21 protein-coding genes are annotated in these 21,499 nt (G+C 57.6%); 6 read left to right on the forward strand and 15 right to left on the reverse strand.

Features of this window, described 5'->3' with window-relative positions:
- The first annotated feature begins 47 nt into the window (after positions 1 to 47).
- A complete protein-coding gene (locus tag AAY24_RS05165; RefSeq protein ID WP_046858778.1) occupies positions 48 to 485 on the forward strand; it encodes an RrF2 family transcriptional regulator in 438 nt (145 codons plus the stop codon).
- Between the two features lie 90 nt (positions 486 to 575).
- The gene (gene efpL / locus AAY24_RS05170; protein WP_046858779.1) at positions 576 to 1,142 is read left to right on the forward strand and encodes an elongation factor P-like protein EfpL; all 567 of its coding nucleotides are present in this window, start codon (positions 576 to 578) and stop codon (positions 1,140 to 1,142) included.
- A 14-nt stretch (positions 1,143 to 1,156) separates the two neighbouring features.
- On the opposite strand, the gene AAY24_RS05175 is transcribed toward efpL, so the two are convergent.
- The 14 genes from AAY24_RS05175 to AAY24_RS05240 all read right to left on the reverse strand — a co-directional run bounded on the left by AAY24_RS05175 (position 1,157) and on the right by AAY24_RS05240 (position 17,392).
- Entirely contained in the window at positions 1,157 to 1,810 is a 654-nt protein-coding gene (locus tag AAY24_RS05175) for a rhodanese-like domain-containing protein (protein ID WP_234422247.1), read from the reverse strand.
- Between the two features lie 102 nt (positions 1,811 to 1,912).
- On the reverse strand, positions 1,913 to 3,706 hold the full coding sequence (locus AAY24_RS05180; protein ID WP_052761075.1) for a DEAD/DEAH box helicase: 1,794 nt from the start codon (positions 3,704 to 3,706) through the stop codon (positions 1,913 to 1,915).
- Between the two features lie 207 nt (positions 3,707 to 3,913).
- Positions 3,914 to 5,209, reverse strand: a complete 1,296-nt coding sequence (locus AAY24_RS05185; RefSeq protein ID WP_046858781.1) for an adenylosuccinate synthase — start codon at positions 5,207 to 5,209, stop codon at positions 3,914 to 3,916.
- 44 nt (positions 5,210 to 5,253) lie between these two features.
- On the reverse strand, positions 5,254 to 6,432 hold the full coding sequence (locus AAY24_RS05190) for an ATP phosphoribosyltransferase regulatory subunit (protein WP_046858782.1): 1,179 nt from the start codon (positions 6,430 to 6,432) through the stop codon (positions 5,254 to 5,256).
- 12 nt (positions 6,433 to 6,444) lie between these two features.
- Positions 6,445 to 6,630 (reverse strand): DUF2065 domain-containing protein, encoded by a 186-nt coding sequence (locus AAY24_RS05195; protein ID WP_046858783.1) that lies wholly within the window; start codon positions 6,628 to 6,630, stop codon positions 6,445 to 6,447.
- A 193-nt stretch (positions 6,631 to 6,823) separates the two neighbouring features.
- Positions 6,824 to 7,699 (reverse strand): protease modulator HflC, encoded by an 876-nt coding sequence (gene hflC, locus AAY24_RS05200; protein ID WP_046858784.1) that lies wholly within the window; start codon positions 7,697 to 7,699, stop codon positions 6,824 to 6,826.
- Positions 7,699 to 8,847 (reverse strand): FtsH protease activity modulator HflK, encoded by a 1,149-nt coding sequence (hflK, locus tag AAY24_RS05205; protein ID WP_046858785.1) that lies wholly within the window; start codon positions 8,845 to 8,847, stop codon positions 7,699 to 7,701. Before hflK ends, hflC begins: the two co-directional genes overlap by 1 nt.
- 123 nt (positions 8,848 to 8,970) lie before the next feature.
- Positions 8,971 to 10,257, reverse strand: coding sequence for a ribosome rescue GTPase HflX (gene hflX / locus AAY24_RS05210; RefSeq protein WP_046858786.1), 1,287 nt, complete (start codon positions 10,255 to 10,257; stop codon positions 8,971 to 8,973).
- 345 nt (positions 10,258 to 10,602) lie between these two features.
- A complete protein-coding gene (gene hfq / locus AAY24_RS05215) occupies positions 10,603 to 10,857 on the reverse strand; it encodes an RNA chaperone Hfq (RefSeq protein WP_046858787.1) in 255 nt (84 codons plus the stop codon).
- 115 nt (positions 10,858 to 10,972) lie between these two features.
- The gene (gene miaA, locus AAY24_RS05220; protein ID WP_046861033.1) at positions 10,973 to 11,884 is read right to left on the reverse strand and encodes a tRNA (adenosine(37)-N6)-dimethylallyltransferase MiaA; all 912 of its coding nucleotides are present in this window, start codon (positions 11,882 to 11,884) and stop codon (positions 10,973 to 10,975) included.
- A 50-nt stretch (positions 11,885 to 11,934) separates the two neighbouring features.
- Positions 11,935 to 13,728 (reverse strand): DNA mismatch repair endonuclease MutL, encoded by a 1,794-nt coding sequence (gene mutL, locus AAY24_RS05225; RefSeq protein WP_046858788.1) that lies wholly within the window; start codon positions 13,726 to 13,728, stop codon positions 11,935 to 11,937.
- A gap of 267 nt (positions 13,729 to 13,995) precedes the next feature.
- A complete protein-coding gene (locus AAY24_RS05230; RefSeq protein WP_052761076.1) occupies positions 13,996 to 15,297 on the reverse strand; it encodes an N-acetylmuramoyl-L-alanine amidase in 1,302 nt (433 codons plus the stop codon).
- 109 nt (positions 15,298 to 15,406) lie between these two features.
- On the reverse strand, positions 15,407 to 15,886 hold the full coding sequence (tsaE, locus tag AAY24_RS05235; protein ID WP_046858789.1) for a tRNA (adenosine(37)-N6)-threonylcarbamoyltransferase complex ATPase subunit type 1 TsaE: 480 nt from the start codon (positions 15,884 to 15,886) through the stop codon (positions 15,407 to 15,409).
- Positions 15,887 to 17,392, reverse strand: a complete 1,506-nt coding sequence (locus AAY24_RS05240; protein WP_046858790.1) for a bifunctional ADP-dependent NAD(P)H-hydrate dehydratase/NAD(P)H-hydrate epimerase — start codon at positions 17,390 to 17,392, stop codon at positions 15,887 to 15,889.
- A 112-nt stretch (positions 17,393 to 17,504) separates the two neighbouring features.
- Here AAY24_RS05240 and queG point away from each other — a divergent pair, with 112 nt between their 5' ends.
- The gene (gene queG, locus AAY24_RS05245) at positions 17,505 to 18,566 is read left to right on the forward strand and encodes a tRNA epoxyqueuosine(34) reductase QueG (RefSeq protein ID WP_046858791.1); all 1,062 of its coding nucleotides are present in this window, start codon (positions 17,505 to 17,507) and stop codon (positions 18,564 to 18,566) included.
- An 80-nt stretch (positions 18,567 to 18,646) separates the two neighbouring features.
- Positions 18,647 to 19,270, forward strand: coding sequence for a putative metalloprotease CJM1_0395 family protein (locus AAY24_RS05250; protein WP_052761077.1), 624 nt, complete (start codon positions 18,647 to 18,649; stop codon positions 19,268 to 19,270).
- A gap of 15 nt (positions 19,271 to 19,285) precedes the next feature.
- On the opposite strand, the gene orn is transcribed toward AAY24_RS05250, so the two are convergent.
- Positions 19,286 to 19,846, reverse strand: a complete 561-nt coding sequence (gene orn, locus AAY24_RS05255; RefSeq protein ID WP_046858792.1) for an oligoribonuclease — start codon at positions 19,844 to 19,846, stop codon at positions 19,286 to 19,288.
- Positions 19,847 to 19,924: 78 nt separating this feature from the next.
- On the opposite strand from orn, the gene AAY24_RS05260 reads away from it, so the two are divergent.
- Both AAY24_RS05260 and AAY24_RS05265 read left to right on the forward strand, forming a co-directional pair.
- On the forward strand, positions 19,925 to 21,199 hold the full coding sequence (locus tag AAY24_RS05260) for a M48 family metallopeptidase (protein ID WP_046858793.1): 1,275 nt from the start codon (positions 19,925 to 19,927) through the stop codon (positions 21,197 to 21,199).
- Positions 21,196 to 21,483, forward strand: a complete 288-nt coding sequence (locus tag AAY24_RS05265) for a hypothetical protein (RefSeq protein ID WP_046858794.1) — start codon at positions 21,196 to 21,198, stop codon at positions 21,481 to 21,483. The genes AAY24_RS05260 and AAY24_RS05265 overlap by 4 nt, the downstream gene beginning before the upstream one ends.
- Positions 21,484 to 21,499 lie beyond the last annotated feature (16 nt).

Consider the following 21,499-nt stretch of genomic DNA (forward strand, 5'->3'; position numbering starts at 1 on the left):
GATTTGAGAGAATCAACATTTCAAATACATATTAACAACCAGCTTTCATGCGTCTGACAACCTTTACCGATTACACCATCAGGGTACTCATCTATCTCGCCCAGAACCGGGAAAAACTGACCACCGTGGGGGAACTGGCCAACAGCTACAGGGTTTCTCGCAACCACTTGACCAAAGTGGTCCACTACCTGGGACAACAGGGCTATATCGAAACTCTCCGGGGCAAGGGTGGCGGCATACAGCTGGCGTTGAGCCCGAATGCCATCAATATAGGTAAGCTGATCAGACAGACGGAGCGGAACAGTGTGCTGGTGGAGTGCTTCAAGAGCGAAAATTGCGGTTGCAAAATACGGCCCGTCTGCCGCCTGACAGGCGTGTTGGCGGAAGCCCAGGAAGCCTTTTACCAGGTACTGGAGGCGTACACCCTGGCTGATCTGGCAATCGACGCACCCGCCTTTGATCACCTGCTCTCCGACCAGGGGTGAATGATCTTCCGTACCCAGCATCGCAGACCGATTCCGTTGCCGCACCATCTGTTATAATTGCCGCCCCGAATCCAGTAGTGGAGCATTGTCGTGCCGAAAGCGTGTGATTTAAAACGAGGCGTCATTGTGGAGATCAACGGCGCACCCCATGTGGTGAAACAGGTTGAAACCAAAAGCCCCTCATCCCGGGGCGCCGCCACCCTGTACAAGGTCCGTTTCACCAACCTGCAGACCCGGCAGAAACTGGACGAGTCCTACAAGGGCGACGATCTGCTGCAGGGTATCGACTGCCTGCGTCCTCAGGTGCAGTACTCCTACCTGGACGGCGACCAGTATGTCTTCATGGATATGGAGGATTACAGCCAGTACGCCATCAACCGGGAGGATATCGAGGACCAGGTCGGTTACCTGACCGAAGGGCTGGAAGGGATCACTGCTCTGCTGGTGGACGGCAAACTGCTGGGAATTGAGCTACCCCAGTCGGTCTCCCTCACTATTACCGATACCGCGCCCGGCATCAAAGGTGCCACCGCAACCGGACGCACAAAACCGGCCACCCTGACCACCGGACTGGAGATCCAGGTACCTGAATACCTGGAGCCCGGCGAGACCATCAAGATCAATACCGGTACCGGGAAGTTCATCTCCCGCGCCTGAGGCTTTGATCCGGCTTACTCCTCGATCAACTGCCCGTCCGGGGTGACAACGGGTAGTCCGAACACCTGCCATAACTGCATGCCACCGCGATAGTAGAGCAGCTTTCCGGCCGGATAACCGATACTCAGCAGGCCCTTGATGGCGGTCGGTGATTGACCGCACCAGGGGCCATTACACCAAAGTACCACCTGCTTTGCTTGGGAAAAATCCCAACCCTCATCCTGTTCCGTGACACCCAGCTGGCTCAGGGATTCACTCAGAGTAATATCATCCGCGCCCTGCGCCGGATTCAGTCTGGTAAACGGGATATTCACCGATCCGGGTATGGTGCCGCGGGCATGCCAGTCCGCTGTTCTGGCATCGATCAGGATGCCGCTGCCGTCCGCCAGTTGTCGACGCATAAAGTCGACAAGTTCAACTTCACCAATGGTGGTGACGCCCTCCGCCACCTGCATCGGCTGGGCACAGAATGGTGGACAGGGCCGCGCAGTCAGGGAAAAGTCGGGCGCAATGGTCGATGTATGATCCTGCCGGCGCATGATCGTGATCTGCCGCGGCCCGTGGGTCACCTGGAACTGGCCCAGGTCTCGGGTGATATTGACCTCCAGGGCGTTGGCTGCGGTGATGTTCATCAGCACCACCGTCAGCATTATCCATGCAGTTCTCACTTTCCACCTCTCCTCATTAGCGCCAACACAGGACAGGTGTTATTTACTGTATAGCCACTCTGCCCGCTTTAATTTTCCATCCAAATCCCCCACCAGCCATCATCATTCCCCGGCTGCGGGCGACTCAAACTTCTTATGCTTCGGTTTTTTACTGCGCTTTTTGGCCTTTTTAGGCTTCTCCGGCTGCGCCTTTACGCCAACCTGGCGTGCTTTCAAGGGCTTTAGTCGCAACGGCTGATTACAGACATAGACGCGTTGCAGATGCTTGTAGACATCACCCGGCATTCCCTCGGGAAGATCCACCAGGGTATGATCCTCTTCGATCCGGACCTGCCCGATATAGGCGCCCTCCAGACCTGCTTCATTGGCCAGTGCCCCCACCACTTCACGGGGTGTCACACCGTGTTTTGAACCCACCTGCAGTCGATAGGTCTCCATCGGGACATCACTTTTGCCAGACCTCCGCTCGCCCTTGGGCTTACGCTTGCCCTTATCCGCCGGACCCTCAGGCCGGTAGGCCGCCGGCTCTTTCCGACCTCGGGCCTTGCTGCGACGGGCAGCGGTATCCACCACGTCCTTGACGATAAACGGCCGCTCCTTCTGTCCAAGGTAGGTGAGTGCGGCTGCGATGTCCAGCTCACTCATCTCCTGCTCCCGGGTCATACGCTGGACCAGCCCGTAATAGTAATCGAGATCCTGCTGGGCCAGGGTTTCCCGGAGAAGGGTAGTAAAACGGTCGATCCGATGTTCGCTTAGATCATTGGCGGAAGGCAGTTCCATGACCGGAATCTGTTGCCGGATAGAGCGCTCGATGGCCTTCAGCAGGCGGCTCTCCCGGGGTTGTACAAACAGCAGCGCCTTGCCCTTACGCCCTGCCCGGCCGGTCCGCCCGATGCGATGTACATAAGACTCCGGGTCATTCGGGATGTCGTAATTGACCACGTGGCTGATGCGCTCCACATCCAGACCCCGGGCGGCCACATCGGTAGCCACCACAATATCCAGCTTGCCCCGCTTGAGTCGGTCGATAGTGCGTTCCCGCATCGCCTGGTTCATATCCCCATTCAACGCTTCGGCGGCAAAACCGTGTGCCTCCAGTTTGTCCGCCACCTCCACCGTGGCCAGTTTGGTGCGCACGAACACAATCATGCCATCGAACTCTTCCACCTCAAGGATGCGGGTCATGGCGTCCATCTTGAGATCCCGGCTGACCACGTAGTGCACCTGGTCAATCGCCGTCACCGCCTCGCTTTTCGACTTGATCTTGATCTCAACCGGATTGCGCAGGTATTTCTTCGCCACCTTGCGGATGGAGTCGGGCATGGTGGCGGAAAACAGCGCCACCTGGCGCTGTTCTGGGGCCTGTTCGAAGATCCATTCGATCTCGTCGATAAAGCCCATCTTGAGCATCTCATCGGCCTCATCCAGCACCAGGCTTTTTATATTTCCCAGCTTCAGAGTGCCCCGTTTGAGATGGTCGATGACCCTTCCTGGCGTGCCTACGATCACCTGGGCACCACGTTGCAACTGCCGTAGCTGGAGACTCATACCCTGACCGCCGTATACCGGCAGGACATGGAAACCCTTCAGATGTTTGGCATAACTTTGGCATGCCTCAGCCACTTGCAGCGCCAACTCCCGGGTCGGGGTGATAACCAGTACCTGGGGATCCCGTGAATTGAGTGTAATGTTGCTCAGCAATGGCAGGGCGAAGGCGGCGGTTTTACCTGTACCGGTCTGGGCCTGACCAAGCAGGTCGCGGTTGGCCAGCAGTTCGGGGATACAGGCCGCCTGGATGGGGGTCGGGATTTCGTAACCCTGATCCTGAATAGCCTGGAGTACGGCCGGCGACAAACCAAATGTGTCGAAACCGGCGGGAGCGGGAGCGGAGTCCATAATGATAACCTCTGGGGGGATGGTGCAAAATCCACCGAAGGAGTTCATCAATGGAGTTGTACAGGAGTAAACCGATTAATCATACAGACTTAGCCAGAAGATGTGTACCATTTTCCCATTTAATATGACAATACAGGGTTTTTCCGCTGCAACTAAAACGGGGCCAAGCTGGCCCCGTCGTCCTCTTTTCAGCACCGGCTGCTCTGGTCAGACGTCAAACGGATGACGTACCACGATGGTCTCTTTGCGGTCCGGCCCGGTAGAGATCACATCCACCGGCACGCCGGTCAGTTCTTCAATCTTCTCCAGATAGCGGCGGGCGTTCTCCGGCAGACCATCAACACTCTCCGCACCGATTGTTGATTCGCTCCAGCCCGGCATCTCCATATAGATCGGCTCGCACTTTTCGAAACCGTCTGCACCGGCCGGGGGGACTGTCACTTCGCTGCCATTGTGCTTGTAAGCGACGCAGATCTTCAGGGTTTCCAAGCCATCCAGCACATCCAGCTTGGTAATACAGATACCGGTGACGCTGTTGATTTCCAACGATCTTTTCAGGCTCACCGCATCCAGCCATCCGCAGCGCCGCTTGCGCCCGGTGGTGGCACCAAACTCGTGCCCTTTCTCGCCCAGGTGGTTACCCATGTCGTCAAACAGTTCGGTCGGGAACGGTCCCGCACCCACCCGGGTGGTGTAAGCCTTGACAATACCCAGCACATAATCGATGTGACAGGGTCCCACACCACTGCCGCAGGCAGCACCACCAGCGGTGGTGTTGGATGAGGTCACATAGGGATAGGTTCCATGATCGATGTCCAGCAGTGCGCCCTGGGCGCCCTCGAACATGACGTTGCGACCTTCGGCACGCATTCTGTGCAGGGTACCAGTCACATCTTCCACCATAGGGGTGAGGAGTTCGGCCTTGGCCAGTGACTCATCCAGCACCTGCTGGTAATCCACCGCATCGGCCTTGAAATAGTTGACCAGGGTGAAGTTATGGTACTCCATCACTTCCCGTAACCGCTCCTTGAACAGCGCTTCGTCGCACAGCTCACCAAAGCGGATGCCCCGTCGGGCGACCTTGTCTTCATAAGCGGGACCAATACCGCGGCCGGTGGTACCGATGGCTTTCTTGCCACGGGCTGTCTCCCGGGCCTGGTCAAGGGCGATATGGTAAGGCAGGATCAGGGGACAGGATTCACTGATTCCCAGCCGCTCGAATACGGGCACCCCATTCTGTTTCAGTACCTCCATCTCCTCCAGCAGCGCACTGGGTGAAAGTACGACACCATTTCCGATCAGACAGCGGACGTTTGCCCGCAAAATCCCGGAAGGAATCAGGTGTAAAACGGTTTTCTTTCCGTCTATTACCAAGGTGTGACCGGCATTGTGACCACCCTGGAACCTGACTACTGCCTCGGCCCGGTCGGTCAGCAGATCGACGATTTTTCCCTTGCCTTCGTCACCCCATTGGGTGCCGATTACCACTACATTTTTACCCATGTTCGTACTCTTTAATACGTGATTTCACGAGTTTGCCAGAGGCTTCAGAGCGCCTGAACAACCCAGTTATCACCCTGTTTTACCAGGGCCTCCCCACAACTCATCGCACTGGCGTCACCTCTTTGACCGGGTAACGCCATCACTACCCGACGCCCTTCGGCGCGCAGCTCATCCACCCGTTGCCGCAAAGCCGGGTCATTGTCTGCCGGGGCAAAAATTCCAGTCGCGTCGTTCAGGTTGGCCGCACTACCAAGACGCAACAGCATCTTCAGATCGGCACTGAAACCGCACGCAGGTCGCGCCCGCCCAAACAGCAGGCCGATATCATCATAACGCCCGCCACGGGCGATCTCCTGACCGAGCTCTGGCACAAAGGCCGCAAATACAACCCCGGTATGATAGTGGTAACCGCGCAGTTCGGCCAGATCAAAATGCACCGGCACTTCCGGACACTGCTCTGCCAGCAGTGCCGCCAGCCGCTCCAGTTGCGCCAGGGCCGCCAGCACCGAAGCGCCAGCACCATCCAGCGATTGTCGGGCACGCTTCAGTGCATCATCCCCGCTGAGACTGGCCAGCGAAGCCAACCGACTGCGGGCGGCCTGATCAATACTGCAGGCGTCTAACAGGGCCTCGATCTCCGGAACTGCCTTGCGCTGTAAGGCATCGAACAGCGCCAACTCCTGCTGTTTGTCCAGGCCGCTTTCTTCGGCCAGCGCACGAAAGATGCCCACGTGCCCCAGATCGAGGTAGACATTACCGATGCCGGCACGCTCCAGCGTCTTCAGCATCAGGCTGAGTATCTCCTGGTCGCTCTCTTCCCCTGAATGACCGTACAGTTCCGCCCCAATCTGCACCGGGCAGCGTGAACCGGCGAAATCATCATTGCGTGTATTGAGCACTGTTCCCGCGTAACAGAGCCGGGTCGGCTCTTCACGCCGTAACTGGTGGGCGTCGATACGGGCGGCCTGGGGGGTTATATCAGCCCGGATACCGAGGGTTCTTCCGGTGATCTGATCGGTCAGCTTGAAGGTGCGCAGATCCAGATCACCACCGGTACCGGTCAGCAGAGATTCCAGGTATTCAATCAGGGGTGGCTGTACCAGGTCATATCCCCAACTGTGGAACAGGTCCAGAAGGTCCCGACGTACCCTCTCCAGTTGAAGCGCCTGGGGAGGAAGGAGTTCATCAATCCCCTCCGGCAACAACCAATGCGCATTGTTCATCGTTTTCTCAATCTAATTTACAAGGTAGAGTGCCAGCACACCTAGGACCATGCTGATCAATCCACTGATTCGCAGGGATTTATCATCCATCTTAACAATAGCCAGCACCATCTGTTTGGTAGTGCCCGGACTTAAAAAGGGAATTATACCTTCAATCACCATCACCAGCGCTAAGGCAACCCATAAGTCATGCCACATATCAGAGTCCGGTCATGCTCTCGACTTCCCTGTGCTTCGCTGTATAAGTCCATGCCTGGACAAAAATAAGGCCGGGCTGATAACCCGGCCAGCACATTCTGGTTTTATGGACAGCGGCGCCGATTCTGCCAAACCGGGCCGGAATTGTCCATTTCTCCGCCTCCCGCCCCCACTGGGGCGGGAAGTGTCCGCTTTAGGGGGTACCTTCTGCGTTCTTGAAGTAGCGGAAGAATTCGGAGTCGGGATCCAACACCATCATATTCCCGCTGCTGTTGAACGTTTTACCGTAGGCATTAAGGCTACGATAGAAGGCGTAAAACTCTTTGTTTTGCTGGAATGCATTGGCGTAGATCTCAGCTGACAGCGCATCGCCCTCGCCTCGGGTCTCCTCGGAGAGTTTGTAGGCATTGGCCATAATCACCACCCGCTGTGCATCGGCGTTGGCCCGAATCGTTTCAGCCGCCTCGGCACCCTGAGCACGCAGTTCAGCGGCAACCCGCTCACGTTCAGCACGCATACGGTCATAGACAGACTGACTCACCTCCATCGGCAGGTCGATCTGCTTCACTCGCACGTCAAGCACCTCTATACCCAGTTCAGCTGCTTTTTCGTCAGCATCCTTGGTCAGCAAGGCCATGATTTCCGCCCGCTCTCCGGAGATTACTTCCTGAATTGTGCGTTTACCGAACTCGTCACGCAGACTGGTATTGATCCGTTCCGACAGCAACCGGGTTGCATTGGCCACATTGTCGCCGGTAGAACGGAAATACTGGGCTGCATTGGTAATACGCCACTTGGCGTATGAGTTGACGATCACGTCTTTCTTTTCAATGGTCAGGAAACGCTCGGGATTCGAGTCCATGGTCTGGATACGGCCATCGAACTTCCGCACATTCTGGATAAGTGGAATCTTGAAATGCAGACCGGGTTCGTAGTCGGAATCGACTATCTTACCGAACTGCAGCTTGATAGCCATCTCCCACTGGTTCACCACAAACAGGGATGAGAGTAACAATCCGGCCAGCAGGATTACACCTACGAAAAAAATACTAATCTTTCCGTTATTCATTAACGTACCCTCCTGCTGCGGGTATCTTCACGCAGCAAGTCCTGCACCGGCTCGGTTACTTTTGTCTGAGAATTGGTGCTGCCACGCATAATCGATTCGGGCTTCGCCTCGATCAACTTGTCCAGGGGCAGATACATCAGGCTGTTGCCGGATTTCACGTCCATTATCACCTTGTTGGTATTGCCCATCACCTGCTCGAGCGTCTCCAGATAGAGTCGCTGACGGGTGACAACAGGCGCCTTTTCATACTCTTTCATGACCGCCAGAAAACGTGAGGATTCACCTTCAGCTTCTGCGATAACCTGCTCTTTATAAGCCTTGGCGGCAGCAATCACGCGCGCCGCCGCACCCCGCGCTCTGGGTACAACATCATTGGCATAGGCTTCCGCCTGGTTTTCCTGCCTGGCTTTGTCCTCACGGGCCTTGATGGCATCATCAAAGGCGCTCTTGACAGCCTCGGGCGGCTTAGCCGGCTGGGTGTTCACACTGGTCACTTCCAGACCAGTCTTATAGAAGCTGATCAGCTCCTGTATACGCAGTTTGATATCGTTGGCAATCGAACTACGCCCTTCGGTCAGGATAAAATCAAGATTGCTCTTACCGATCGTTTCCCGCAGGGCTGTCTCGGTTACATCCCGGATCGTCTTGTCAGGATCGCGGTCCTGGAACAGGTAATCAACCGGGTCCTGTACCCGGAACTGGACGGTCAACTCGATATCAACAATATTCTCATCCTTGGTCAGCATGGTTTCCTTGGATGGGAATGTGGAGATCTGGTCGACGTTCACCTTGATGACATCATCAACCACCGGAATAAGGAAGTTGAGGCCGGGCTGGGTCACTTCATGGTAAGCACCGAAACGCAATACCACGCCGCGTTCTGCCGGCTCAACCGTATAGAAGCTCTTGAACGCAAGCAGTACAATCAGCCCAACTGCTACCAGGCCAATTATGCCTTTGGTTCCGGCGGGTCCTGCACCCGAACCGCCACCTGAGCGGCTACCACCACTGCCGCCCTTTCCGCCAAACAGGCCTCCCAGCCTGTCCTGCATCTTTTTGACCACTTCATCCAAGTCTGGTGGGCCTTGTTCGCCCCCTTTACCACTCCAGGGATCTTTATTGTCTCCCCCCGGTTCATTCCAGGCCATCGATAACTCCAGTGCTTTCTAGTAAGTAAATAATATACCCGGAGGATACTGCACAATCATCCGGGCAGCTAATTTTTCCTAACTTAACATTAGTTAGGACTAACGGCGAATCAGTTTATCTGTTTATCCACCCACCAAGCGGCTTTCGAGTACCAGTTCCTGCTGCAACAGTCGCTCATAAGCGACCCTGGGCAGGTCAATCTCCATATCCCATCCACCGGATTCGGTAACTGTTTCGGAGATGACCCCCCCCAACTCAAACAATCGAGCTCGCAATCGGCCATCTGCCGGTTGCAGCTGCAGTAGCTTGTGTACATGCTCCTGATGGTAAAACTCCGCCAATGCCTGCTTGAGCAGGTCGATACCATCGCCTGTCAGGGCCGACAACCAGATTCGTTTGACCAGTCCATCCTCGTCACGTTCAATCCGGGGACCTTCGGTCTCAGTCAGATCGATTTTGTTGTAGATTTCGATCTGTGGAATCTTGTCCGCCCCGATCTGCTTCAGTACATCGTTTACCTCCGCGATACAGACTGCCCGCTGGGGACTTGCCGCATCTATCACATGGAGCAGCAGGGATGCTTCTGATGTCTCCTGAAGGGTGGATCTGAAGGCGGCGACCAGGGCATGGGGGAGATTAGAAATGAAACCCACTGTGTCGGCCACAACACAGGCGCCTTCCCCCGGAAGATCCAGCCGGCGCAGCGTCGGATCCAGGGTCGCGAACAGCTGATCCTTCGCATACACCTCTGCATCAGTTAACCTGTTGAACAGGGTCGACTTTCCCGCATTGGTATAACCGACCAGCGAGACCGTCGGGATCTCCGCCTTGCTGCGTGCTTTGCGACCCTGATTACGCTGGCTATCGACTTTCTCCAGCCGGCGCCGAATCTGGGCAATACGGTGATTCAGCAGTCGGCGGTCTGTTTCAAGCTGGGTTTCACCCGGACCACGCAGACCGATACCACCCTTCTGACGTTCCAGATGGGTCCAGCCTCGAACCAGGCGGGTCGACAAGTGCCGTAATTGCGCCAGTTCCACCTGGAGCTTACCCTCGAAAGAGCGTGCCCGTTGGGCAAAAATATCCAGAATCAACCCGGTTCGGTCGACTACCCGGCACTGAAACTCCCGCTCAAGATTACGCTCCTGACTGGGAGAGAGCGCGTGGTTGAATATCACCAACTCAGCCTCTTCCATGCGGATCAGGTCGCGGATCTCATCTGCCTTGCCGCTGCCGATAAACAGTCGTGGATCAGGAGATCTGCGACTCCCAGTCACCATGCCTACCGGCATTGCACCGGCGGAGACCACCAGTTCCCTGAATTCATCAATCTCATCCGAATCCGCCCTGGCATCCATGTCCACATGGACCAGTATGGCTTTTTCACCGATCTTGGGACGTTCAAACACGCTGAATCCTGCCGGACGGTAGCACGCTCATCAGATCTTCCGGGCAAGCGTCCAAACCATAGTCAGAACACAGAACTTGAACTCTCAAAGGTATCATATCTTGGGATAAGGGAGTGAAGATGGGGTTTTTACTGCCTGGGGCATAAAGGTCGGCATCTATCTGTGAAATATGGAATAACAAAAACCTACGTAAGCCACCCTGGCCTGCCCATTATCAGGAGCAGGTTTGGGGCAGCCTGTGGACAAGCATCATCGCCAACCGTGCCATCGGAGACGATCCGCTTGCAAAATCTGCCAGTCTCCCCTGGGGCGGAGCAGCTGACCAGTACCTCTAATCCGCTTTGTTCAGCTATTGCCGAGTTCGGTGGCGTCATCACTACCCGGCATCTGCAACCGCACATTCCTCGCGGGAACCACAGTGGAAATGGCATGTTTATATACCATTTGACTGACCGTATTTTTCAGCAATACCACAAACTGATCAAACGATTCAATCTGCCCCTGTAGCTTGATTCCATTCACCAGGAAGATCGATACGGGAATACGCTCTTTTCGAAGCGTGTTGAGGAAAGGGTCCTGTAGACTTTGCCCCTTAGACATCAGAGTTCTCCTTATTGTAATATCGCGTCAGTATTTAAAAAATAGGCTATGGTACAAGCTTCTACCAGAAAAAAGTCCAATAATTTACAGGTTTTTTCATACACAGCTCACACTGTCATTCTAAGCTGAGGCCGGCACGGACAATTTTCAAGGCTTGTTGCAAAATATCTCCCTGCTCTTCGTCCAGCCAGTGTACATCCGGATAGGAACGCAACCAGGTGAACTGCCGCTTGGCCAGTTGCCGGGTTGCAATAATACCCCGTTCCACCATGGTTTTCCGGTCCCAATCGCCCTGCAGATAACGAATCATCTGGCGATATCCCACCGATCTCATGGATGGCAAATCGGGCGTCAGGTCACCTCGCTCCAGCAGGCCCCGGACTTCCGCTTCAAAACCCTGTGCCAACATCTGATGAAAACGATCAGCGATCCGCTGGTGCAGTTCTGCTCTGTCACGGGGAGCCCGGGCCAGTTTGATCAGGCGATAGGGCAACGGGTCCTGATTAGACTCAAGTTGCAAACGTGACATGGGTTGTCCGGTTAATCGATAGACTTCCAGAGCCCGCTGTATTCTCTGGGGATCGTTGGGATGAATTCTGGCTGCTGCTTCAGGATCAACTGTTTTAAGCTGACCATGCATCTTCGGCCATCCTGATAAAACGGCTTCACGCTCCAACTCCAGCCGAATTTCCGGATCTGCATCCGGCAACCGGGAGAGCCCATACTCCAGCGCCCTGAAATAGAGCATGGTACCCCCCACCAGCAGTGGAATATGTCCGGCCGCACTGATTTCAGTCATCGCGGCCAGGGCATCCTCCCGGAAGCGGGCCGCAGAATAGGCCTCGCTCGGATCACAGATATCAATCAATCGATGGGGCGCCTTAGCCAGTTCCGCCGCATCCGGCTTGGCCGTGCCGATATCCATACCCCGGTAAACCAGCGCGGAATCGACACTGATGATCTCACAGGGCAGTTTTTCTACCAGTTCCATGGCCAACGCAGTTTTGCCTGAGGCCGTCGGCCCCATCAGGAATATGGCGGGGGGCAGCGCCGCCTGTGATGCGCTCTCCTGATCCACTACTGCCCCCGGAGAAACAGCTTGTCCAGGCGGGTCATATCCATCTGCACCCAAGTCGGTCGCCCGTGATTGCACTGATCACTGCGCTCGGTCCGCTCCATGTCCCGCAACAGGGCGTTCATCTCTTCAATGGTCAGGCGCCGATTAGCCCTGACCGAACCATGGCAGGCCATGGTGGCGAGCACCTGGTTTATCTCATCCCGGATCCGTTCACTACTGCCATGCACCACAATATCGGACAAAACATCCCGCAGTAGTTTCTCTCCATCAGCCCCCTGTAACAGCACCGGTATAGCCCGTACAACCAGGGTCTCCGCTCCCAGGCGGTCAACTTCCAGGCCCAGTTCCCGGAACAATGCCTGTTGTGACTCCGCCAGGTCGGCCTCCCGGGAGCTCACAGATACCGATACCGGGACCAGCAATGGCTGGCGACTGATCCCCCCGTCCACCACCGCCTGTTTGAAACGCTCATAAGTGATCCGCTCATGGGCGGCGTGCATATCCACCAGAACCAGTCCGGTGGCATTCTCGGCCAGAATGTAAACCCCTTTCAGTTGTGCCAGAGCGAAACCGAGCGGCGGAATGTCATCCTCTTCCCGAGCCCCTTCCCGTGCCGCCGGGGTCGGCAGCGGTTGCTGCATATCAAAACTGGGCTGATAAGTGGCCGGACGCTCCTGAACCTGGAATCCCAGCGGTCTTTGGTAGGCATTCGAGCCGCTCACCGGAGTTACAGGCCGCTGTTCCGCCTCCACCAGCCGAATCTCTCCGGTGGAGCGATCAACCTCCTGTCCGGGCCGGGTATCGGCCAGTACCTGATGCAGAGTGCGATAGATAAATCCATGCACCATCCGACCATCACGGAAGCGCACTTCATGTTTGGCGGGATGGACATTCACGTCCACCTGCAACGGATCCAGATCCAGGTAGAGTACATAGGCCGGATGGCGACCGTGGAACAGTACATCCTGGAACGCCTGCCGTACCGCATGGGTGACCAGCTTGTCCCTGACCATGCGCCCGTTGACGTAGAAATACTGCATATCGGCCTGGCTGCGGGAGAAAACCGGCCGGGCAACCCAGCCACGCAGGGCGAGGCCCGCCTGCTCCCGATCCAGATGAATGGTCTGTTCCAGGAATCCGGAACCGAGCAGACCGGCCAGCCGGCGCTCCTGCTCCATTACCTGGTCAGCAAGTGGCAGGGTAAACACCTCTTTGCGGTTATGGGAGAGACTGAAGGAGACATCAAACCGACTCAAGGCCAGCCGCTTCAACTGGGTTTCGATATGACCGAATTCGGTCTTTTCGGTACGCATGAACTTGCGGCGCGCCGGGGTATTGTAGAACAGGTCCCGCACCTCCACCGTGGTGCCCTGGGGGTGGGCGCTGGGTGCCGGATCAGCAAACCGGTCGCCACCATCGCTACTGACAATCCAGCCACTCTCCTGACCGGTTGCGCGGGAAGCGATACTCAGGCGGGAAACGGAAGCGATACTGGGCAGGGCCTCACCGCGAAACCCCATGCTGCTGACCCGCTCCAGCTCTTCCAGCGTGGTGATCTTGCTGGTGGCATGACGGGACAGCGCCAACCGCAGATCTTCCGGATGGATGCCAGCGCCGTTATCACGCACCCGAATCAACTTCGCACCGCCCTGTTCAATGTCCACCTCGATCCGGCTGGCACCGGCGTCCAGGCTGTTTTCCACCAGTTCCTTGAGTACGGATGCAGGGCGCTCCACCACCTCGCCGGCCGCGATCTGATTGATCAATTGTGCTGGAAGCGCCTGTATTCGCATCTGGACAGTACCGAAATAGCGGCGGGAGCAACGCTCGCAGGAAACGTCTCCCCGGATTGAGTGAGCGGGTAAAGGTCAGAATTATAACCGGGAATGGCCGCCGGCGTGAGTCGGCAGGGGTATATTTTTAACGATCCGACCGGACAGAAATGGATATCCGGTAATCCGGATCAATAGTAACCAGGAGAGGCGGCTTGAGCCGCGGGTCGAACCGGTCGAATGCCGAGGTTTGGTCCCGATAAACCGCTTAAGACGCCACGGAATGGATCAGGTTTCCGGAATCACCAGTACCTGCCCGACCCGGATTACATCACCGGAAATACCGTTGGCCGACTTCAGGCTCGCAAGACTGATGTTGTAACGGTTGGCGATAGCCCCGAGCGTGTCACCCCGGGCGATGGTATGTTGCCGTGACTTCAGTTGAGCCAACAGGGTCCCGGGTGGCGGACTATTGCGGAAATAGCTGCGCAGACCACTCATGATGGCGCTGGCCATTTTCTGCTGGTGCGCCGAACTCACCAGTTTGCGCTCCTCGTCCGGATTGGAGATAAACGCTGTCTCCACCAGGATCGAGGGGACATCAGGTGACTTGAGTACCGCGAACCCGGCATGCTGTACAGAACTCTTGTGGGTTCGCCCAACCCGTTTGAGCTGAGTCAGCACTTTGCTGGCTACTTCGTGACTTGCCTGCCCGGTACCGGTCTGGGAGAGATCCAGCAACACCGAGGCCAATACATCGTCCTTGTCTTCCAGTTTCACACCACCGATCAAGTCGGCACTGTTCTCACTCTCCGCCAACCAGCGTGCCGCTTCACTTGAAGCGCCGCGCTTGGAGAGGATGTAAACCGATGAACCGCGAGCCCGGGAATCACGAAATGAATCGGCGTGAATAGAGATAAACAGATCCGCACGATGGGATCGGGCCAGGTCCATGCGCTTGCGCAGAGGCAGGTAGTAATCTCCATCCCGGGTCAAAACCGCTTTCATACCGCGCTCTTTTTGCACCAGCGCAGCCAGCTTACGGGCAATGGAGAGCACCACATTCTTTTCATAGGTTCCCCGCCGACCTACGGCACCGGGGTCCTCGCCGCCATGACCGGCATCGATGGCGATCACCACGTCGCGCATACCGTCGGTTTGTACCTGCTTGACCGGTTTTTGTACCGTTTTCCCTCCGGCGGGCTCGTCTTCACCGAACAGATCCACCACCAGCCGGTGGCCATATTTGCTGTTTGGCCGCAGCACAAAACTTTTCGGGTGAGTCGGGTTATGCAGATCCAGCACAACCCGCAGGGTACCGTCTTTGCGCTGGGCACTACGGACCCGTTTGATCAGGGGATTGTCATTCACCACCGGCATGGTACCGGTCAGGCGGGCACTGTTGATATCGATGACCAGCCGATCCGGCTGTTTCAAGGTAAAGAGTTTGTGCTGCACCGGACCACTGGTATCAAAGACCAGGCGAGTGTGATCTGGCGCTGCCCAGAGACGAAGATTATCGACCACTGTCTGCCCGGCCAACAACGGCCAACAGACCAACATCAGCAGGATTGCGGTTAACTTCTTCATATTCTGTGTCGCTTCAATTACCGGACCGGATGATGTGATGCTATTAAACGATAGCATGCAAATCCAATAAATTCCAGAAATATCTAAAGGATAGCAAGCTAACCTACATTTAACTCTTAACTCCTTCACCTAACTCCTGCTGCAGCGCTTTCAGCACCCGAACGCCCTGTTCAGTCGCCGCACTCAGGGTCAGCTCCCGGCCCTGGTCGAGATAGCCGATATGGATCATCAGGTCGGGATCGGGCAGCGCACCGGCGCCCTGCTCCGGCCACTCCACCAGCATGATCGCGTCCTCCTCCAGCATGTCCCGCAACCCCAGGTATTCAATCTCATCCGGATCGGCGAGACGGTAGAGATCCAGGTGATAACAGCGCTGGTCACCAATCTCATAGGGCTCTATCAGGGTGTAGGTGGGACTTTTCACCGCACCGCGGTACCCCAGACCGCGCAACAGGCCACGGGTCAGGGTGGTCTTGCCGGCCCCCAGGTCTCCGGTCAGGTAGATAAGACAACGGGCCGGAGCAACCCGGGCGAGCCGTTCGCCAATCCTCTCCTGCGCCTGCTCACTACTGGCCTCCAGCCGCACCATTCAGTTCACCTCCGGATTGATCAACCGACGAATCTCCGGCAACAGATCGGTCGCCAGCATGCCCCGCTCGCCGGCTCTCGCGGCCAGATCCCCGGCAGCCCCGTGCAGGCAGGCACCCATCGCTGCAGCCGTCTCCAGCGTACTGCCCTGTACCAGCAGACTACCGATAATGCCGGTCAACAGGTCACCCATTCCGCCGCTGGCCATGCCCGGATTGCCTTCGCAACAGACGCCGACTGGCTGGTCCGGCCCACCGCTGATCAATGTACCGGCCCCTTTCAGCAGCACCACGCCGGCGAAGCGCTGCTGTATCTGTACCACGGCACCGAACCGATCCGCCTGAATCTCTGTCGTGGCACAACCCAACAACCGAGCCGCCTCGCCCGGATGGGGGGTCAGAATCCAGTTCGCTCTCTGGGCAGGCTCCTGGGCCAGCAGATTGAGCCCATCCGCATCCACCACCAGGGGCAGACCGCTCTGTAACACCTGGCCCAGCATGTCCTGCCCCCAGGACGACTTACCCAGGCCCGGTCCTATGGCCACCGCATCAGCCCGGGCCATGAGCGGCAGCAGCGCCTCCGGCTGCTCAATCCCGTGACACATCAGTTCCGGACGTTGACTGCTGATCAGTGCTGCGTGCTCAGCCCGGGTGGCAATGGAGACCAGCCCTGCCCCGGTTCGCAACGCCGCCTCACCCGCCATGCGAATCGCCCCGGAGAAGCCCCGGTCACCACCAACCAGCAGCAGATGGCCGCACTGCCCCTTGTGCAGAGTGCGTACCCGTGGCACCAACTGTTCCGCGAAGGTTTGCCAACGCAACAGATGGGCCGTTGCATCGATGCTCTGATAGACACCGCCCGGCACCGCCAGATCATCCAGGGCAATCGATCCGCAACAGGCCGGACCCTGGCCGGTAAACAGCCCCCGCTTGAGTCCGATAAAGGTGATGGTCGCCTCTGCCCGGATGGCGCAACCCAGGATGCGACCACTATCGGCATGGAGTCCGGAGGGGATATCCAGGGCCAGAATTGGCGCCGGATGACGGTTGGCGGCCAACAGGGCGGTTTCCCAATCACCGGTGACCGGCCGCTCCAGGCCGGTACCCAATACGCCATCCACAATCAGGTCGGTGGAGAAATCCAGCTCACTAAAGGATTCGATACGTCCCCCTGCCTGACGAAATTTGTCGGCGCTGGTCAGTGCGTCTCCCCGGAGTTTTGCACTGTCTCCCAGTAGCAGCAGACGCACCGTCAGCCCCGCCTGTATCGCCAGACGGGCCACCACGAAACCGTCTCCGCCGTTATTACCGGGCCCACACAGCACAGTGATGTGCCGTGCGGCGGGCCAACGTGTCCGGATCAGGTCGAAAGCGGCGTCACCAGCGCGCTCCATCAGGGTCAGGCCGGGAATACCAAACGTCTCAATGGCACAACGATCCAGGCTTCGTACCTGTTCAGCCTGGTAGAGTCGGCACGGGAACTGTGATTGATCGGTAATCAGTGTCATGGGGCTCAATCCGCAACAGTTGTTTCGCCTATTGTAGGGTCTTGACCAGGGATTTGTCCCGCCCCTCCGGCACTATCCCGAGCTGGAATAGATGCTATGATCCCGGCTCACCATGTCACAGCAACCATCGACAGATTATCAGGCCCTGGCCGAGCAGATCCGGCACTGGGGTGCCGAACTCGGTTTCCAGCAGGTCGGCTTTGCCGATACCGACCTGACCCTGGCCGAGCAGCACCTGCACCAGTGGCTGGATCGCGGCATGCACGGCAGCATGACCTACATGGCCAGCCATGGGGTGAAGCGTTCCCGTCCGGCCGAGTTGGTGCCGGGCACTCTGCGCATCATCTCGGTACGCATGGACTACCTGCCACCCGACGATGATCCCCGGGCAGCCCTCGCTGATCCCCAACGTGCCTTTATCTCCCGCTACGCCCTGGGCCGGGACTATCACAAGCTAATGCGGAATCGACTGCAGAAACTGGCCAACCGGATTGAAACCGCTGTCGGCCCGTTTGGCTACCGCGCCTTCGTCGATTCCGCACCGGTGCTGGAGCGAGCCCTGGCCGAGAAGGCGGGACTGGGCTGGATCGGGAAACATAGCAACATGGTCAATCGGCAGGCCGGCTCCTGGTTTTTTCTGGGCGAACTCTACACCACTTTGCCACTTCCGACAGACCGGCCGGAGGCGGATCACTGCGGTCGTTGCAGCGCCTGTATCGACATCTGTCCCACCCAGGCCATTGTCGCACCCTATCAGGTGGATGCCCGGCGCTGCATCTCCTACCTGACCATCGAGCTGGATGGCCCCATACCGGAGCCGCTGCGCCCGCTGATGGGCAACCGTATCTATGGCTGTGACGACTGCCTGATGGCCTGCCCCTGGAACCGTTTCGCCAAGGCGACAAAGGAGGCCGACTTCCACCCCCGCAACGGTCTGGACAGCGCCACCCTGTGTGCCCTGTTTGCCTGGGAGGAAGAGACATTCCTGAAACGCCTGGAGGGATCCCCCATCCGCCGCATCGGCCATCAGCGCTGGTTACGGAATATTGCCGTTGCCCTGGGCAATGGGGAGACCACAGCGGAGACACTGGAGGCGCTTAACAGCCGCCGCAATGACCCATCGGAACTGGTTCGGGAACATGTCCAATGGGCGCTTGCACAGCATCTGGATTGAGGGCAGCCGCCTTTGAACGGGACATCTGTGCGGAGTAGACTATGCTTATTGCATGCCTCTCATGAGTGACAGTGACCGCCATGGAGATACATTCAATCACCCCCGCATACCGCTACACAGCTCCCGCCTCGGGCGGGCCGGGGACAGACCGTACCCAAGGGAACAGTCTGATCACGGCACCTGAGCCGGCGTCAGCCACCAGACCGAGCGACAGGACGGACAGCCCCACTGAAACGGACAGTGCCGATTATCAGGCTCTGCGGGCTCTGCAGCAGCGGGATCGGGAAGTGCGCGCCCATGAGCAGGCCCATCTCAGTGCAGCGGGACGCTTCGCCGTCAGCGGTGCCAACTTTGATTTCCAGCGGGGGCCGGATGGCCGGCTCTACGCCGTGGGTGGAGATGTGCGGATCGACGCCAGCCCGGTCCCGGGCGATCCCCAGGCCACACTGGAGAAGGCCGAGGCGCTGCACCGGGCCGCGCTGGCTCCCAGCGAGCCTTCCGCCCAGGACAGGCGCGTAGCGGCACAGGCGAGCCGAATGGCGGCAGCGGCCAGAGCGGAGATACAGCAGGCCGCCCGGGAGAACCTGGCAACGACCGGTCCGGCCGATGAAACCGGCACCACCCGCCTGGAGAATCGACTGGCCAGCAGTGGCGCGGTGTCGCTCAAATCGGAATCCATCGAGGAACTCGACCTGCTGATCTGAGTGCCGATCGAAAGCTTAGGCCGGCTCTTCCGGCAGGCGCAGGAAGTGGTCGCGATAGTGTCGTAGCTCGTTGATCGAATCCACGATGTCATCCATCGCCAGATGCCGACCACTCTTCACCACCCCTTTCGCGATAGCCGGTGCCCACCGTTTGGCCAGCTCCTTGAGTGTGCTCACGTCCAGGTTCCGGTAATGGAAATAGGCCTCCAGCTCCGGCATGTAGCGAGCCAGAAACCGACGATCCTGACAGATGCTGTTGCCACAGATCGGCGATACACCCTGGGGCACGTACTGACGTAGAAAGGCCAGGGTCTCCTGCTCCGCCTGCGCTTCGCTCACTTCACTGGCCAGTACCCGTTCAGTGAGGCCCGATTTACCATGCTGGTTGGTATTCCACTCATCCATCGCCGCCATCACCTCGGGAGCCTGATGGATGGCGATCATCGGCCCCTCGGCCAGCACATTCAGATCACCATCGGTAACGATGGTGGCGATCTCAATAATGCGATCATTTTCCGGATCGAGGCCGGTCATTTCCAGATCGATCCAGATCAGGTTGGTTGATTCCTGCGCCATCTCATCTCCCGTGGCTGGTTGTGTCTGCTTAGCTGCCGCATTCTAGCAGAAGCACCGGGATCGCTGTATCCTGTAGGGATGCAACTATTTACCCTTTTATTCATTGCCGCTGTCGCTATTGGACTGTTCCTGGAACTCTGGTTGATGCAGCGTCAGCTGCGGCACGTGGCCGCCCACCGGAACCAGGTGCCATCGGCCTTTGCCGCCCAGGTAACGTTGCCAGAGCACCAGAAGGCCGCCGACTACACCCGTGCAAAACTGGATATCGGTCAGATCAGCCTGTTTATCGGTACCGGCCTGCTGCTGGTCTGGACCCTGGGTGGAGGGATCGACTTCCTTAACCGGCAGTGGCAGCTGTTGTCGGGCGATCCGCTCTGGAGCGGCATCGGCCTGATCTTTTCCGTCTCCCTCATCTCCGCCCTGGTGGAACTGCCGCTAGGTGTCTGGAACACCTTCGTGGTGGAAGCGCGTTTCGGCTTCAATCGCACCACGCCACGCCGTTTCCTGGGCGACCTGCTACTGCAGTTGTTACTGGCGCTGCTGCTGGGCACCCCCCTGCTGTGGGTAATCCTGTGGCTGATGGAGCGTGCGGGTGACAACTGGTGGCTGGCCGCCTGGGCGGTCTGGATGGGTTTCATGCTGCTGATGTTGTGGATCTATCCCACCCTGATCGCGCCCGTATTCAATAAGTTCACCCCCCTGGAAGAGGGGCCGCTGAAACAGCGCATCCAGGGCCTGCTGGAGCGCTGTGGCTTCACCAGTAATGGCATCTTCATCATGGATGGTTCAAAGCGCTCCGGGCACGGTAACGCCTACTTTACCGGTTTCGGTAAAAACAAGCGTATCGTTTTTTACGATACGCTGGCGAATAGCCTGGAAGGGAGCGAGATGGAGGCGGTGCTGGCCCACGAACTGGGGCATTTCAAACGTCGCCATGTGTTCAAACAGCTGCTGCTTTCCACTCTCCTGTCGCTGCTGGGCTTTGCCCTGCTCGGCTGGCTGGCCGGACAGAGCTGGTTCTACCACTCACTGGGGGTAAATGCCCAGAGCAACGCACTGGCACTGCTGCTGTTTATGCTCACGCTGCCCGTATTCACCCAATTCCTGCAACCGGTGATGGCGATCCTGTCGCGGAAACACGAATTCGAAGCCGATGATTTCGCCGTGCAGCAGACCGGGGCTGAGCCGATGATCCGTGCGCTGGTCAAGCTCTACCGGGAAAATGCCAATACCCTGACCCCAGACCCGCTCTATTCGGCATTCCATGACAGTCATCCACCGGCACCGGTACGGGTCGCACATTTATCGGCTAAAATAGAGTCTGTCCCAACTACGGAAGAGATCACTGAATGAAAAACCTGACTACATTTATCGCCACAACCTGTCTGATGGGACTCACCATTGGCCAGGCTAATGCCTTCGATATACAGGCAGGAAAATCACAGGTGACGGAAAACTGCACCTCCTGCCACGGCAGTGAACTGTATACCCGGAAAGACCGAATGGTGACCAGCCGCAAAGGCCTCACCGCCCAGGTACAGCGCTGTCAGCTGGCACTCAATCTGAACTGGTTTGATGACGAGGTGGAGAACACCGCGGAATACCTGAATCAAAACTACTACAAGTTCAACAAGTAAAACCGGAGTAGCAGCT

The sequence above is a fragment of the Sedimenticola thiotaurini genome (assembly GCF_001007875.1).
GTDB classification, from domain to species: Bacteria; Pseudomonadota; Gammaproteobacteria; order Chromatiales; family Chromatiaceae; genus Sedimenticola; species Sedimenticola thiotaurini.

Bases quoted from the DNA above. Each gene is read 5' to 3' on its own strand.
- AAY24_RS05190 (WP_046858782.1), bottom strand. From the start codon at position 6,432: ATGAACAATGCGCATTGGTTGTTGCCGGAGGGGATTGATGAACTCCTT.
- AAY24_RS05260 (WP_046858793.1), top strand. From the start codon at position 19,925: ATGCAACTATTTACCCTTTTATTCATTGCCGCTGTCGCTATTGGACTG.
- miaA (WP_046861033.1), bottom strand. From the start codon at position 11,884: ATGGGGCCGACGGCCTCAGGCAAAACTGCGTTGGCCATGGAACTGGTA.
- AAY24_RS05230 (WP_052761076.1), bottom strand. From the start codon at position 15,297: ATGAAGAAGTTAACCGCAATCCTGCTGATGTTGGTCTGTTGGCCGTTG.
- hflC (WP_046858784.1), bottom strand. From the start codon at position 7,699: ATGAATAACGGAAAGATTAGTATTTTTTTCGTAGGTGTAATCCTGCTG.
- AAY24_RS05250 (WP_052761077.1), top strand. From the start codon at position 18,647: ATGGAGATACATTCAATCACCCCCGCATACCGCTACACAGCTCCCGCC.
- mutL (WP_046858788.1), bottom strand. From the start codon at position 13,728: ATGCGAATACAGGCGCTTCCAGCACAATTGATCAATCAGATCGCGGCC.
- orn (WP_046858792.1), bottom strand. From the start codon at position 19,846: ATGGCGCAGGAATCAACCAACCTGATCTGGATCGATCTGGAAATGACC.
- hflK (WP_046858785.1), bottom strand. From the start codon at position 8,847: ATGGCCTGGAATGAACCGGGGGGAGACAATAAAGATCCCTGGAGTGGT.
- hfq (WP_046858787.1), bottom strand. From the start codon at position 10,857: ATGTCTAAGGGGCAAAGTCTACAGGACCCTTTCCTCAACACGCTTCGA.
- queG (WP_046858791.1), top strand. From the start codon at position 17,505: ATGTCACAGCAACCATCGACAGATTATCAGGCCCTGGCCGAGCAGATC.
- AAY24_RS05165 (WP_046858778.1), top strand. From the start codon at position 48: ATGCGTCTGACAACCTTTACCGATTACACCATCAGGGTACTCATCTAT.
- AAY24_RS05180 (WP_052761075.1), bottom strand. From the start codon at position 3,706: ATGGACTCCGCTCCCGCTCCCGCCGGTTTCGACACATTTGGTTTGTCG.
- AAY24_RS05195 (WP_046858783.1), bottom strand. From the start codon at position 6,630: ATGTGGCATGACTTATGGGTTGCCTTAGCGCTGGTGATGGTGATTGAA.
- AAY24_RS05185 (WP_046858781.1), bottom strand. From the start codon at position 5,209: ATGGGTAAAAATGTAGTGGTAATCGGCACCCAATGGGGTGACGAAGGC.
- tsaE (WP_046858789.1), bottom strand. From the start codon at position 15,886: ATGGTGCGGCTGGAGGCCAGTAGTGAGCAGGCGCAGGAGAGGATTGGC.
- AAY24_RS05240 (WP_046858790.1), bottom strand. From the start codon at position 17,392: ATGACACTGATTACCGATCAATCACAGTTCCCGTGCCGACTCTACCAG.
- AAY24_RS05265 (WP_046858794.1), top strand. From the start codon at position 21,196: ATGAAAAACCTGACTACATTTATCGCCACAACCTGTCTGATGGGACTC.